Origin of the sequence: Lacrimispora sanguinis (genome assembly GCF_044987295.1) — a bacterium.
Taxonomy (GTDB): domain Bacteria; phylum Bacillota; class Clostridia; order Lachnospirales; family Lachnospiraceae; genus Lacrimispora; species Lacrimispora celerecrescens_B.
Map to the genome: position 1 here is coordinate 4,359,969 of NZ_CP173277.1, position 15,252 is coordinate 4,375,220.

Consider the following 15,252-nt stretch of genomic DNA (forward strand, 5'->3'; position numbering starts at 1 on the left):
CGAGGGTGCTCTTGCATTCATGCCTTTGCCATATAAAAGGGTTACCAGGAAAGGTTACAGCAATTAGAAGCTGTAAAGTCCATGTTATAAAATTCGCCGATCCCCTGAGGAAAGGTAAAAATGTTGAGCGGATCATATTTCTCCTTTACCTTTTTTAATCTGCAGACATGGGTGCCATAATATTCTTCAAGATAGCAGGGAAGGCATGCATAGGGGAAATTTACATAGGAGCCGTTGGTAACTGACTTCAAATAGCAGAATTTATCAGCTACCCAGGCGGCATTATTGCATCGGTTGTCTTCAAATACGGTGTCAAGCCAGACAATAAAGTGGGCATCGCGGTAGAAAAATGCGGTTTCATCCACATCCACCTCCGCCACCCTGCCTCCCAGGGCATAAAAGGAAATGCTGGCATAAACGGAGCCTTCGGCCCGTTCTTTGATTAGCCCGGCAATATTAAAGCTTTCGCAGCTGCTAAAGTCCCGTACAGCAAAACGGCTTGCTGATTTGAACCTTTCAAAAGGAGGGTAAAAGTCTCCGATAATTGTAACAGCTTCCAGGAATGTCACGTATTTTAAACTGTATTTTACACCCCCAAGCTCAAGGAGGGGAGCAATGATTCCGAAGGCTACTTCAGGAGGTCCATAAAAGATACCTCTCGCGATAATCGCAAGTCCTTCGAGAAGATCATTGTAGATCCTTGAGATCAGGGTTACCCTCTGATCGGCATCTTTCAGCCAGTCCTGCCAGGTCAGCAGAAACGAAGCCTGTTTTTCCTGGTCAGCATGGGGATATCTTATGTCAATGAGTGTAACTTTATTTACCTTCTGGGGAAGGCGGAATGTCATGGAAACGATAACGCCAAAGTTTCCTCCCCCCGCTCCCCGGCAGGCCCAAAATAAATCGGAGTTTTCCTGTGAGTTGGCATTCACGATGCGGCCTTCGTAATTGACCATACGGATTTCCAAAAGATTGTCGCATCCAAGGCCAAAGTAGCGGCAGGAGAGTCCGAAGCCTCCGCCTAAGGCATATCCGCCTACCCCAACCGAAGGGCAGGTCCCGCCAGGGAAGGGGTAACCTTTTGATGAGACGAATTCGTATAACTGCTTGTTTGTTACGCCTCCCTGAACGTAAAGCAAATGGGCGTTTTCATCTATGGCAAGCTGGTTCATTTCACTTAAGTCAATATCAAGTATATCATCTCCAGTGGAGTAGCCTTCATAATTATGACCTCCGTTTCGGATCCGCAGGCAGACGTGGTTTCTTCGGGACCACAAGACAGCATTGCTGACATCTTCCTGGTTCTGGCAGTAAACAATGGCCAGGGGGAATTTTTGCACTGCTCTGTTATATACTTGTCTTAGTACATGATAACAAGGGTCGTCTGGAGTTACAACGCGACCGGTAAGCCCGTTAAAATTACAGGTGTTCATGAGGATTGCCTCCTTTCCTAATAACATGTTATTAAAAAGGAGGACATTTGGTTCGGACGCAGCTTATCAGTAAATTTTGTTAAGATCCAGGAACAGTTTGGCGATCTCAGGGTCAAACTGTGTTCCGGAACAGCGTTTGATTTCTTCCATTGCATCCAGGCTGTCCATTGCCTCGCGGTAAGCCAGATTGCTTGTCATGGCATCAAAGGCATCGGCAACTGCCAGAATGCGGCATAGCAGTGGAATTTCAGGTCCTTTTAAGCCTCTGGGATAGCCGGACCCATCCCATCGTTCATGGTGGGAGAGTATATACTCGGATACCGTAGAGAGCTCAGGAGTGTTCTGGGCGATGCGGTAACCGATTTCCGGATGGCGTTTCATCTCTTTCCATTCCTCGTCGTTTAAGGGGCCGGGCTTCTTTAAGATCTCCATACTGATTCCGACCTTTCCGATATCGTGGAGCATGGATAAAAGAGATAAATCATTTTTTTCTTCAGGAGCCAGGTCCAGCTTTTGAGCCATTGCAATACAATAGGTTTCAATTCTTAATGTATGTTCTTCCGTTTCCATGCTCTTTTCATGCAGAGTGGCCAGAAGGGTATTTATGATTCGGTTTCGGTAGCTTTTTCCTTCTAAGAGCTTTTTATGATACATTTGTTCTTCCGCTTTTTGCAATACCTGATGAAGATTTTCATATACGCTGTATTTTACATCAAATCCCAGGGATACGCTGATCTGCAGGGGAAGTCGGTCATTTAACTTAAAATGTTCCTCCAGCTTCTGTATGATATCCTGGGCACCGGCGGTATCGGTTTTCGGCAGCAGGATCAGGAATTCGTCTCCGCCCCATCTGCCTGCAATTCCGTTTTTGGGTAAGGCATGCTGAAATATTTTCGCAACTTCCCTTAAAAGGAGATCCCCTGTTTTGTGGCCAAAAACGTCATTGGTAACCTTTAGACCATTTACATCTCCCATGATTACCGTAATGGGCAGTATGGAGGCCCTGTCGATCCGGATCATTTCCTCCTCCATGTACCTGCGGTTAAAGATTTCAGTCAATGAATCATGATAGCTTAAGTACATGATTCTCCGCTGCTGTTTCTTTTCGTGGCTTACGTCGTGAAAGACCATGACAACGCCGTATGTATGTCCCGTGTTATCCTTGATTGGTGCAGCGCTGTCTGTGATGGGTATAAAGTCTCCCTGTCTGCTTAATAGAACGGTATGATTGGCAAATTCCACGATCTTTCCTGTTTTAAGTACTGCGCGGATCGGGTTTGAGATAGCTTCTCCAGAGGTCTCATTTCTTAAATCAAAGATTTCCTCAAAGGGCCTTCCGTATGCAGTCTCATTATTCCAGCCTGTGATTTCCTGTGCGGCCTGATTTAGATAGGTTACTTTTCCTTCGTTATCGGTGGTAACAACGCCATCTCCAATGGAGTTAAGAGTTACGCTTAAAAGTTCCTTGTCCCAATAAAGGTCGTATCTGAATTTTTCCCGGTCTGATACGTCAAAAATGATGGAGAAGAGCCGGCTTTTCCCTTCATAGGTGATTTGGCTGGAATATACGTCTACCATTTTGATTTCTCCGTCTTTTAAACGGTGGGAAAACAGGGAATAAGGTCTTTCATTATTGAGAGCCTGAACGCGCATAAGTTCGATGGCATCATTAGGAGTTTCACTGATATCCTGTATATGCATAGTTAAAATTTCTTCCCCGGTATAGCCATAAAATCTTAGGGCAGATGGGTTGGCATTGAGTATTTTCCCGGAATTTATGTCAATGATCAGCATGACTGCAGAGTGCTCCGTAAACATTGAGTTTAAGTTTTCAAGGAGCTGCTCCTTGTCTTCCTGCAGCTTTTTTAATTCTGTAATATCAATGCGTGATCCGATAATATAGGAGACATCATGGTTTTCGTTGACGGGAGTAAGCCGCACCAGCCAATTCCTGAGATTTCCATTAAATTCTACGGTTTCCTCGTACATGATGGTTTCCCCGGAGGCGATACATTTCATATATCCCTCCTGCAGAATACTGCCCACGTCATCCCCCATTGCTTCTACGGGCGTCTTTCCTTCCATAAGTGGAGTGGTCATTCCAGTCAGTCTCTGATGGACCATATTGTTCCGGATATAGCGGAATTCTCCATTTTTATATTCCAGAAAAAACAAACCATCCTGGGTGCTGTTAAAAAAAGTATCGATATCACGGCTTAGCTTTTCATTTTTCTCTCTTTGAAAATCCAATTCTCCATTAATTTCCGTGATGTCGTCAAAAACAGCCGCCAGTCCGTTCGATGTGGGATTGTAAACCGTAACCTTAAAGCAGTGTTCCCCAATGATTACGGTGAAAGGCTTGTCTTTTTCTGCATTCCCTAAGCGTTCATGAAACGTACGCCATGCGGGGGCTTCTGCTTGATCTTTCAGAAGCAGGGATACGTTTTCATGCAATGCTTTTTCTTTGTCAAGGCCCCAGAGATCAAAAAAGGCATCATTTGCTTCTGAAAGAACATATTCCCGTTTGTGTTCCGTACTTCCAAAGATAATTTCATAGTAGGCATAGCCTAACGGCATCTGCATGAAAATTTTTTCTGTTTCCTCTTTTACCATTACAGGACCCCCTTTACGCAATTTTAATAGGTAAATGTTAAAACGCACCTATTTGTAATAAAATAATATCAAAAGTTTTTTTATTAAGCAATTCATATTTTATGATTTCTTACAAGAATTTCCACTTTTCAACATGATTTCCTTAATTTTTCTGAATTTTCTCCCCAAAACTTGACAGATAATGCCATGAACAGGAAGGAAATTTATAAACCGGCGAATACCGATTTCCGGCGTTCCGTTTTGTCAATATTTTACAAAAATATAATTTTTATGGGCTGACAGGTACTATTTTAATTTTTAAATCATAAAATATGGAAAATTGCTTAATCGAAAGGCAGTAATCATATGACTCCTTGCCCTGAAGGATTGCTCTCCTACACGATACAATCCGGTGATACACTATGGCTTATTTCGCAGCGCTTTCGTACTACCGTAGAGGAAATTATGGTTGTAAATCCTGGAATAACCCCCAATAATCTGATGGTTGGGCAGGTAATCTGCGTTCCCCAAGGAAGCAGGAACCGTAATATGCCATCACAGGCGGGGCCCCAAACCCAGCCAATGACTCAACCTATGACCCAGCCTCAGACCCAGCCAATGACTCAACCTATGACTCAGCCTCAGACCCAGCCAATGAACCGGCAGACCCAGCCCATGACCGGGCCCCAGACCCAGCCTATGACAGGGCCCCAGACCCAACCTATGACAGGACCCCAGACCCAGCCCATGACAGGGCCCCAGACCCAGCCCATGACCGGGCCCCAGACCCAGCCCATGACCGGACCCCAGACCCAGCCTATGACAGGACCCATGACTCAACCTCAGCGCAGGCCCCAGACTCAGCCGCAGACATCTGTTCCGGAAGATGGTATGAATAACTGTTCAGGAACGATGCAATCTTATACAATTCAAGCCGGAGATAACCTGTGGCTTATTTCGCGGCGCCATTCCATATCCATTGACGAAATCATGGAGGCGAATCCAGGCCTAAACCCGAATCGTCTGTTTATTGGTCAGGTTATCTGTATTCCACAGGCGGGTGGAAGCCGTAATATGCCTCAACAAGCCCAGCCTATGACTCAGCCCCAGACCCAGCCAATGACCGGGCCCCAGACCCAGCCTATGACGCAGCCTCAGACACAGCCTATGAATCAGCCTATGTCCCAATCTGTTATAGAGGAGGACCGGAGGCGTAGAAACATGAGGACCAGATGTCCGGAAGGATTACATCCCTATACAGTTCAGGCCGGTGATACCTTATGGCTTATTTCACAGCGTCATTGTACGACTGTAGAAGCTATTATGGAGGCTAACCAGGGTATTACTCCTAGTAATCTATATGTTGGCCAGGTAATCTGCGTTCCTCGGACAGCAGAATGCGCAACGCCTGAAAGACCGCAAAACCGACCACGCCCTGAAGAAGGACGGAGAGAAGAACGCACGGAAGAAGAGCGGAGAAGAGAACGCACGGAGGAAGAGCGGAGAAGAGAGCGCACGGAAGAAGAGCGAAGAAGGGAACGCCCTGAAGTGGGACGGAGAAGAGAACGCCCTGAGAACCTCTGCCCAGGAGGATTACATTCTTATATCATTGAGGCAAATGATACCCTATGGATTATTGCACAACGTTTTCAGACTACTGTAGAGGCGATCATGTCTGTAAATCCAGGGATTAATCCAACAAATCTGTTTGTTGGTCAGGTGATTTGCATCCCATTTGGACACAGGCAGCCACCAATTTGCCCGCCTTCCCAGCCAGTGCCACTGCCGCAGCCAATGCCACAGCCGCAGCCAATGCCAATGCCGCAGCCAATGCCGCAGCCACAGCCAATGCCGCAGCCACAGCCGATGCCGCAGCCGCAGCCAATGCCGCAGCCGATGCCGCAGCCACAGCCAATGCCGCAGCCTCGACCACTGCCGCAGCCGCAGCCAATGCCGCAGCCGCAGCCAATGCCAATGCCGCAGCCAATGCCGCAGCCAATGCCAATGCCGCAGCCACAGCCAATGCCACAGCCACAGCCAACTGCCCCCGCTTGTATCACCGAGACGGAACAAAATGTAAGTAATTATCTTAGGTTTTTATGGTTACAGCATGTATACTGGACGAGAATGGTTATTGAGGGCGTAGCTTTTGATCTTCCGAGTGTAAAATTCACAACAGATCGTCTCCTTCAGAATCCTAAAGATTTTGAAGAAGTATTGGTATCGTTCTATGGGCAGGATACAGCCGCAAAATTCACAGAGCTGTTGACAACTCACCTTACTACTGCCAATGAACTTGTTATGGCGATGAAGGAAGGCAACGTTGATTCTGCCTCCGATGCGGAAAAACGCTGGTATGAAAACGCAGATCAGATTGCAACCTTCCTATCCAATATTAATCCTAATTGGTCGGTCGATGACTGGCAGGAAATGCTTTATAATCACCTGGCAATGACAAAGACGGAAGCCAATGATATTCTAACACAGAGTTATGAAGACAGCATCAATATATTCGCAGACATTGAGAGAGGCGCTCTGGAAATGGCCGACGTCATGACACAGGGGATCGTACAACAGTTCATGCAGTTTTTCAGATAGTTCCAGTTAAATAAACGAGGGTATTCCAAAAGTCTATGAATGTCTTTTGGGATGCCCTCTTTTTTTCTTTAGGATAGCAGTACGAACATGTTTGTGGTAAAATACCCATAAGACTTCGGAAGCATCGTTTGATACTGCGGCCGTCAAATCGTGGCAAAAGAACTGCATAGATTGGGAGAGAAAATGACAATCAGGGAATATGATTCAAAAGATATTGAGGAAATGACAGTATTGTTTTATGATACGGTCCATAAAATATGCTCCAGGGACTACACAAAGGAGCAGCTTGATGCGTGGTCAGCAAAAGACATTGACAGGGCTGCCTGGGACTGTTCATTTTTGGAGCATTATACGCTTGTGGCCGAGAAAAACGGTATGGTCGTCGGATTTGGGGATATGGATAGCACCGGCTATCTTGACCGCCTCTATGTCCATAAGGACTATCAGGGGGAGGGAATTGCAACCGCCCTTTGTGACCGGCTGGAAGCAGGTCACCCTGCTGGTCCGGTGACAACACATGCTTCCATAACTGCGAAGCCGTTTTTTGAATCTCGCGGGTATCGGGTTATCAAGGAACAGCAGGTAGAACGAAAAGGCGTTATTTTATCAAATTATGTGATGCAGAAATTCTGATAGAGGTAACTCTACGGAGCGTAGATTGAAAACCCCACGACGAACAACTACAATGATATGCGGAGAAGAAACTCTTAATCTAAGAAAGATGGTGAAACAAAATGGATAAGTCTTCAAGAAAAGCTCTGAAAGAGCAATATCAAAATAGAAAAATAGTCGGGGGCGTATATTGTATTAAATGCAAGGATAGGGATGAAGTATGGTTCCGGGCAACTGAAGATATGCAGGGGGCAAAAAACCGGTTTCATTTTTTTGTGTCAACGGATTCATGTCCTGAACCAAGTATGATGGATGCATGGAAGGAGACCGGGGCAGCCGGATTTTCCTTTGAAGTTATTGAAGAACTAGAAAGAAATGAAACACAGTCGGATCGTGAATTTTCTGACGATGTTAATACACTTTTGGAATTGTGGCTGGAAAAGAATCAAAAACCGGATCCTTAATTCCAGATATGGAGGTAAAGCATGGAAACCAGCAGAGTAGGCAGCATAATCCGCACCTTACGCCAGGAGCTCCGTATGACACAAAGGGAACTCGCGGATAAAATGAACCTTAGCGATAAAACCATTTCCAAGTGGGAGAGGGGCCTGGGTCTGCCTGATATTTCTCTTATACCGGAGCTTTCCCGTATTTTAGGGATTGAGATCATGAATTTACTTGCCGGTGATATGACTCCCAACAATTTTGCAGGAGGTAATATGAAAAATACAAAATATTTCGTTTGTCCCACATGTCAGAATATAACGCTCTGCACGGGAGAGGCGGAAGTCTCATGCTGCGGCAAAAAATTAGCAGCTCAGACATTGAAAAAAGCCGAAGAAGGCGAGAGACTGACTGTACACCTGGCAGAAGATGACTGGTATATCACCAGTGAACACCCAATGGATAAAGAGCATTACATTTCCTTTGTGGCTTTGGCTTCAGGGGACCGTCTCCAGATCATTAAGCAATATCCGGAATGGAATTTAAATGTGCGCATTCCCAAACGGGAACGTGGAATGCTGATATGGTACAGTACGGATTATGGATTACGGTACCAATTGTTAAATAAGAGATCATAACGGACAGCGGCGACTCCGTCGTTATGCCGTTTATATAGCATATCGTTACCGGCAATTGTAGAAGAAAAGCGTAGGGAGGCTCAATGCCCCCTGCGCTTTTCCTTACGTCTTTCCTGCCGCAGTTCAAATTGGCGTTCTTTCTCAGCTTCCCGCTGTTCACGGGAACGGGATTTGCGTTCCGATTTTACCTGCTCCTGTTGAAGCTTCAAAGCCTGCTGCGCCTTTGTTCCAACCCCGTTGTCATGCAGATGTTTCTCAATGTCCCTCTGCATTCTCTTGGGATTGATGCGCCGTTCAGTTATTGGTGATACTTCCAGAGATTGGCTAAACCGAAGCCTGTTATAGTTTTTGAGTATGAAATCGTAGATCTCGTAGTCTTTTGGTTCAGCTCCAAATGTGATTTTGCATGCTTCATATTTGCCTTCAAATTCACGCTCACAGATGCCTACCCAAAAGGGTTCCTCAAAGAATACAGTCAGCCTGGAACCAGTCTTTCTCATGATGAATTCCTCCTTTTAAATGCCTTACAAAGAACGGACAACCAAGGAGGCAGGTTACTGACAGCTTTCACTGCGTCCGGACTACCAACCGGAACTGTGTTTTTATCTTTGCATTATATATTTTAACACTTATAGTTTCATGTTACATCACTTTTTTGCATCTTTTTATCAGCTTTACTGCTTCATACCAGAATACTGCAAAAACAGCAATGCCTATAGCAGTGAAAAGCATGGCTGGAGCCAGCGGAGCCAGTTTTAAAAACGTATTTAATGGAGAATACAAAATAATCCCCAGCATTGCAACTGTTCCAAAGATCGCTGCCCACATTACTTTATCTTTTACAAGACGTTTTATGGACTGAATTGCAAAATCGTGGTCTGAGCTGTTGACCTGTACCAGGAACAGATTGGAAAGCATAATGATGGTAAGCCCCATGGCACGGGCTGTGGGTGCGTTTGCTTCATTTCCGTCAAGTAAGGTATAATAGGTGCCGAATGAAACGGCAAATATAATCAGACCCTGCAGGACGCTTTTAAAGAGAAGGGCCGGAGTGAGCATCTTTTCTTTCGGATCACGCGGCTTTCGCGTCATTATATCCATTTCAGCAGGCTGCCGCTCCAGCACAATGGAGCAGGTCGGGTCAATTAACAGCTCCATAAGCACAACATGCAGCGGCATGAGCAGAAGTGCAGCGGGATCGATGCCAAGCATAGGTGCTAGCAGGGAAGCAAATGCAATCGGGATGTGGATGGTAAATACATAGCCTACCGCTTTGCGGATGTTGTCATAAATACGTCTGCCATCCTTCACGGTCTCCACGATCGTGGTAAAATTATCATCCATCAGGATCAGACCGGCTGCTTCACGGGAAACCTCACTGCCCCGCTTTCCCATGGCAATACCAATATCGGCGTATTTCATTGCAGGAGCATCATTCACCCCATCACCGGTCATGGCAACAATCTCTCCGTTTTCCTTAAATGCCTTGACGATCCGCATTTTGTGTTCCGGTACAACACGGGAGAAGATCGAAACATCTTTAACTTTATCACGAAGCTCTTCATCACTCATTTCATTAAGCATATCCCCAGTAATGATATGGTCGCTGTCAGGCATATTGATTTTCTTAGCAATGGAAGAAGCGGTAATGCCATTGTCACCCGTAATCATCACCACACGGATACCGGCCTTGCTGCAGACGGCTATGTCTGCTTTTACACTTTCCCGGGGTGGATCGGCAAGCCCGATCAAGCCGCAAAATATCAAGGAACAGCCGGTGATCTCAGCCGGAATCTCTGCTTCACTTTGGGGGTTAGCAGCAGCGACTGCAATGACACGAAGACCTTCCATGGACATTTCCATGATTTTATTATCTACGGTTTCTCTTTCTTCATTGCTGAGATTACAGATGGTCAGAATCCGTTCAGGAGAACCTTTTGCTGCAATGATCAGCTCACCGTTTCGTCGCCAGATATGTCCCATCATTTTAAGCTCATTGGTAAATGCATATTCGCTGACCAGTTCTCCGCTAAAAAGATGCTCTCCTGTGATGCCAAGATTGCTGCAATGGGAAAGCATGGCTTTTTCCATGGGATCATAAGCGTCTGTTTCACAGCCAAGTCCCATGGTCTCACATAATGCATAATCATTTCCATCCAGTGCCCATACATCCTGCACTGTCATTTGATTCATAGTAATGGTACCTGTTTTATCAACACAAAGGACTGATATCGCACCCAATGTTTCCACAGAGGGCAGCTTACGCACCAAAGACTGCTTTTTAGCAAGCCTCCAAGCACCCATAGAAAGAAAAACAGTAAGGATAACCGGGAATTCCTCAGGTATCATTGCCATGGCAAGGGTAATGCCGGATAGAATGCTTTCAATCAGCCGGTCGTGAAATGCATGGTCCGGAATATTGAACCATGTGAATAATGCCACAAGGGCAAACAGCACTGCAGCGATTCCCGCACATAGCTTAACAAGACTGCGGGTTTGTTTTTGCAAAGGAGTATCTTCATTAGGAGCTGCGGCCACATTTGCACCGATCTTTCCGTATTCTGTGGCAGCGCCAATTTTATCTACACAAATAGTTGCCGTGCCCTGGGTGACCAGGGTACCTGCATAACAATAGTCCCGGCGCCAGTAGTCTTCAGATGAATCAGTTTGATCTTTTGACAGCTTCCATATCCCCTCCGCCTCACAGAGAAAGGAGGATTCATCTGCGCATAACTTCCAAACACCCTCTGCTTCGCCGGTGAGAGAGGATTCATCTACGCATAGGTCGTTACACTTGACTATCATGCCGTCTGCTGGGATTTTAACGCCCTCACAGATAGTCATTAAATCACCGGGAACAAGATCAACACTGGCAATGGTCTGTTCACCGCCATCGCGGATTACCGTCACATGAGGAGCAGATAAATCCTTCAGCGCATGAAGTGTTTTGTCGGTTTTCCACTCTTGTATCACATCAATGCTGATAATGCCCACTACAAAGACAAGCATGATGGTACCGTCCCTGGGTTCACCCAGAATAAAATAGATGATTGCAGCAACAATCAGCAGCAAAAACATTGGCTCACAGATAATGTGAAAGACCTTCTTAAAAAAGCTCTCCATTTTCTGCGGTGTCAATTCGTTTTTGCCATATTGTTCCTGCAATCGCTTTGCCTCGGCAGATGTTAAACCCGCCATGTTCCATTTGTTGTTTGTCATAAAAGTTACCTCCGTTTTAGCCTTTCGGCGTTCGTTTGATAGCTCTATGGCACTCCATTTTCGGGGTCTTTGTTCCATTTTTGTATAAAAAAATACACCTATGGAACACACATTATGAAAACAAGAAAATGTTCTCATAACCGGATGGACGACGCAAAAATGCGCCTTTTTATGAGGAGTTAAAAAGATAACAACTCATAGACCATACTACTGTCCCACAGATGTGCAGTCATTGCAATCTGTTGCCACTTATTAGGCGGCCCGGCCCCATGACCTTTGTAAAAAGGTTCATCGCCTGCTCAGTTTGTACCGTTGATCTCGCATCCACAATTGGATGTAATGCAGTGCAAAGAGATTACAGAACATTATATGCACAGTTTGTTCGTTTGTCAACCAAGATGTGGAATATTTAATGAAATTATTTTTTTGTGTAAGATTATGAGTATCATGAGAATTTATCGAACATTAAACAGAGGAATACCTTAGCTTGTATCTGAATTGAAAAAGTCATTTCGTATAAATTGGCACACTGAAAAAGCGATTTTAATAGTTAAAATGATGATGATATTTTAAAAACTCATAAGTTATTTTAAAAAATTAATATAATTGACAATAAAAAAAGTGAAAAAAATGTTGACTTAAAAAAACAGGCATGTTAATATTTATTCAATAATTAAAGGGGTGCTGACAGACAAAAAGCAAACCCAAATCAAAAGCAAATAGAAGAAAGCTAGTTAATATTATATCAGGAAGCAAAGTTGGATCGTGAATATGGCTTGAACATATACGAAACCTGCTTGGTTCCGGGGATTTTTATCCCTGGAATCAGGTGGGTTTTCTTTTTTGGGGGGATCAGGAAGATGAAGATTGTCAAATTTTTAAACAATAATGCCGCACTGGTCTTAGACGGACAGGAGCGGGAACTGGTAGTCATGGGAAAAGGAATCGCTCATTTATCCCATAAAAATGAGGAGATATCACGTGAAATGATTGATAAAATTTTCATTTTAGATGATCGCTCACAGCTTGATCAGTATACCCAGCTGTTTTCGGAAATACCGGGTGCGATTTTTGAATTGGCCGGCCGTTTTGTTTCAAAAGCCAAAGAGGACTTAAACCGTACCTTACAGAATTCTCTTGTTATATCCCTGGCAGACCATTTAAACAGCATGGTTGTGCGTGGGAAGCTGGGGGCTTACCTGGAGAACAGAATGCTTTGGGATATCCGGAAGATGTATCAGGATGAATTCCGGTTGAGCAGGGAGCTGGTGGCAGAATTTAATAAGCTTTATGATACCTTGTATGATGATCATGAAGCGGCAACTCTTGCCATGCATTTTGTCAATGCAGAATTGGAATCCGGCATGGAGCATGCAGGGAAGATAACAAAACTCATTGGTGAGATTTTAAACATAGTGAAATATCATTTTTTAATAGATTATGACGAAGAAAGTTATGCCTATTACCGCTTTGTAACTCACTTGCGTGTTCTGGCTCAACGGATATTCCAGGGGTCTCAATTAAATGATGCCGATATGAGTGAGATATTAAAAGATCACTTAAGCGAACGGTACGAAGATACGTTTCAGTGTGTAAAAAAAATCAGGGATTTTTTTTGGATCCATTATCAATATTGCTTTACAGAGCAGGAAGGATTATATCTGGCGATCCATATCATAAAGATCCTTGATGGCAACATAAAAACAAACTAGAAAGGGGAGATTTGCCATGGGAAAATATGAGGAACTGGCAAAGAAAATTGTCAAAGAAGTTGGAGGGAAAGATAATATTGCGTCTTTGACCCATTGTATTACCCGCCTTCGTTTTCAGTTAAAGGATGAGAGCAAGGCACACGATGATATCCTAAAGAAAATGGATGGAGTCGTTACGGTTATGAAAAGCGGCGGACAATACCAGGTGGTTATCGGCAATCATGTACCTGCCGTTTACGAAGAGGTTTGCCAGGCGGCGGGAATCAGCAGCGAAGGAGGGGCAGCTGCGGATGCGGGCAATAAAAAACTGTTTGATAAGCTGATTGATACGATCAGTGGCTGCTTCCAGCCATTCTTAGGGATTCTCTCAGCAGGAGGTATCATAAAGGGTATATGCGCACTTTTGGTATTTCTCGGCGTTTTTTCCACTACGTCAGGCACCTATGCAATGCTTAATGCCATCGGTGATTCTGTGTTCCAGTTTATGCCTATCATCATTGGTTTTACTGCAGCGGGTAAATTTAATGTAAACCGGATGACGGGCATGGCCCTTGGTGCGGCCCTGTGTTATCCGGGCATCCAGTTATCTGCCCTGTCAGGAGGAGACGTCCTTGGCGTGCTGTTTGAAGGAAGCGTTTTCCACAGCGCTTATTACTTAAAGGCGTTTGGGGTGCCCTGGGTAGCGAATGACTATTTAAGCAGTGTCATTCCGGTTATTATTGTGGTCTGGTTTGCAAGCTATGTACAGAAGTTTGCAAAAAAAGTAATTCCGGAGATGCTTCAAAACTTTTTCGTTCCTTTTGTTGTTATGCTTGTATCCATGGTTGCGGGATTTTTGGTGATAGGGCCGGTAATATCCATCCTGACAAGTTTCTTAAACTCAGGATTTTCTGCCCTCTTTGCAGCTTCTCCTATCTTATTCGGTATTCTGACGGGATTCTTCTGGCAGGTATTGGTTATTTTTGGCCTTCATTGGGCTTTGATTCCTTTGGCATTCATTCAGTTGGCTGAACTGGGATATATCAACGTATTAAGCGGTATGTATGGCGCAAGCTTTGCACAGACTGCCTGTGTGCTTGCCATGTACTTTAAACTCAAGGATAAGAAAACAAAATCACTTTGCATTCCCGCCGTTGTTTCTGGTATCTGTGGTGTGACGGAGCCTGCAATTTATGGTATTACCCTTCCGAAAAAGCTGCCCTTTATTTACTCCATGATCGGTGGTGCGGTAGGCGGAGCTATTATGACTACGATGAATGCAGCTTCTTATACCATGGGCGGTCTTGGAATCTTTGGGGTGGTAAACTATATTAATACTGCAACAGGGGATGCAAGCGGAATGGTTACTTCCTTTATCTGTATTGCCGTTTCTTCCCTGGTTGGATTTTTACTTACTTTCTTCTTCTGGAATGATAAGGAGACGCCGGCAGAGGATGGTGAGGGAACTGACGCATCGGCAGGGACACAAGATAGTCCAGCAAAGCTTCTTTCCATAGAGGTTCTTTCTCCGGTAGAAGGTGATATTATTCCATTGGAAAATCTGGAAGATGCTGCATTCTCCAGCGGTACTTTGGGTAAGGGGATCGCGGTAAAGCCATCAAAAGGAGTTATTGTTTCTCCGGCAGACGGTGTGATCAGTGCCTTTTTTCATACAAAACATGCTTTGGGCATCAAAGCTGACAATGGTTTGGAGATTTTGATTCACGTTGGAATGGATACCATAAGATTAGAGGGCGAAGGCTTCACTGCAAAGGCCGAGCAGGGGCAGAGAGTAAAAAAAGGCCAGGTCTTATTGGAGTTTGATATTGATTTTATTCATTCGAAAGGATATTCATTGGTGACACCGGTATTGATTACAAATTTAAGTGAACTTGACAGTATGATTTTGTGGAAAGACAAGAAGGTCACTACAGAAGATTGTCTGATCGGAATTGAGAGAGCAGCTGCCCTTTCATGATCTTTGTGTCCCATACCATGGGCAGATAAATATATAGGAAAGGAGTT

At 44.6% G+C, this 15,252-nt stretch carries 10 protein-coding genes and 1 riboswitch; of the genes, 6 read left to right on the forward strand and 4 right to left on the reverse strand.

Annotated elements, in window-relative coordinates:
* Positions 1-41: 41 nt before the first annotated feature.
* The gene (locus ACHZES_RS20270; RefSeq protein WP_395546395.1) at positions 42-1,433 is read right to left on the reverse strand and encodes an FAD-binding oxidoreductase; all 1,392 of its coding nucleotides are present in this window, start codon (positions 1,431-1,433) and stop codon (positions 42-44) included.
* 66 nt (positions 1,434-1,499) lie between these two features.
* The gene (locus ACHZES_RS20275) at positions 1,500-4,046 is read right to left on the reverse strand and encodes a PAS domain S-box protein (protein ID WP_395546397.1); all 2,547 of its coding nucleotides are present in this window, start codon (positions 4,044-4,046) and stop codon (positions 1,500-1,502) included.
* A gap of 345 nt (positions 4,047-4,391) precedes the next feature.
* Between ACHZES_RS20275 and ACHZES_RS20280 the strand changes: the two genes are divergently transcribed.
* From ACHZES_RS20280 to ACHZES_RS20295, 4 genes are all read left to right on the forward strand, one after another.
* A complete protein-coding gene (locus ACHZES_RS20280; protein WP_395546398.1) occupies positions 4,392-6,623 on the forward strand; it encodes a LysM peptidoglycan-binding domain-containing protein in 2,232 nt (743 codons plus the stop codon).
* A 183-nt stretch (positions 6,624-6,806) separates the two neighbouring features.
* Positions 6,807-7,256 carry a GNAT family N-acetyltransferase gene (locus ACHZES_RS20285; RefSeq protein WP_395546919.1) on the forward strand — a complete coding sequence of 150 codons (450 nt, stop codon included), beginning with the start codon at positions 6,807-6,809 and terminating at the stop codon, positions 7,254-7,256.
* 101 nt (positions 7,257-7,357) lie between these two features.
* The gene (locus tag ACHZES_RS20290; RefSeq protein WP_038277169.1) at positions 7,358-7,699 is read left to right on the forward strand and encodes a GIY-YIG nuclease family protein; all 342 of its coding nucleotides are present in this window, start codon (positions 7,358-7,360) and stop codon (positions 7,697-7,699) included.
* 21 nt (positions 7,700-7,720) lie between these two features.
* The gene (locus ACHZES_RS20295; RefSeq protein ID WP_038277170.1) at positions 7,721-8,317 is read left to right on the forward strand and encodes a helix-turn-helix domain-containing protein; all 597 of its coding nucleotides are present in this window, start codon (positions 7,721-7,723) and stop codon (positions 8,315-8,317) included.
* 80 nt (positions 8,318-8,397) lie between these two features.
* Here ACHZES_RS20295 and ACHZES_RS20300 read toward each other — a convergent pair whose 3' ends face one another.
* Positions 8,398-8,817 carry a YjdF family protein gene (locus ACHZES_RS20300; protein WP_395546400.1) on the reverse strand — a complete coding sequence of 140 codons (420 nt, stop codon included), beginning with the start codon at positions 8,815-8,817 and terminating at the stop codon, positions 8,398-8,400.
* 142 nt (positions 8,818-8,959) lie between these two features.
* Positions 8,960-11,536 carry a cation-translocating P-type ATPase gene (locus ACHZES_RS20305; RefSeq protein WP_395546401.1) on the reverse strand — a complete coding sequence of 859 codons (2,577 nt, stop codon included), beginning with the start codon at positions 11,534-11,536 and terminating at the stop codon, positions 8,960-8,962.
* A gap of 208 nt (positions 11,537-11,744) precedes the next feature.
* Positions 11,745-11,849, reverse strand: a riboswitch (NiCo riboswitch).
* A 547-nt stretch (positions 11,850-12,396) separates the two neighbouring features.
* Here ACHZES_RS20305 and ACHZES_RS20310 point away from each other — a divergent pair.
* Positions 12,397-13,248 carry a PRD domain-containing protein gene (locus ACHZES_RS20310; protein WP_395546402.1) on the forward strand — a complete coding sequence of 284 codons (852 nt, stop codon included), beginning with the start codon at positions 12,397-12,399 and terminating at the stop codon, positions 13,246-13,248.
* A 16-nt stretch (positions 13,249-13,264) separates the two neighbouring features.
* Positions 13,265-15,205, forward strand: coding sequence for a beta-glucoside-specific PTS transporter subunit IIABC (locus tag ACHZES_RS20315; protein WP_395546404.1), 1,941 nt, complete (start codon positions 13,265-13,267; stop codon positions 15,203-15,205).
* Positions 15,206-15,252: the final 47 nt, after the last annotated feature.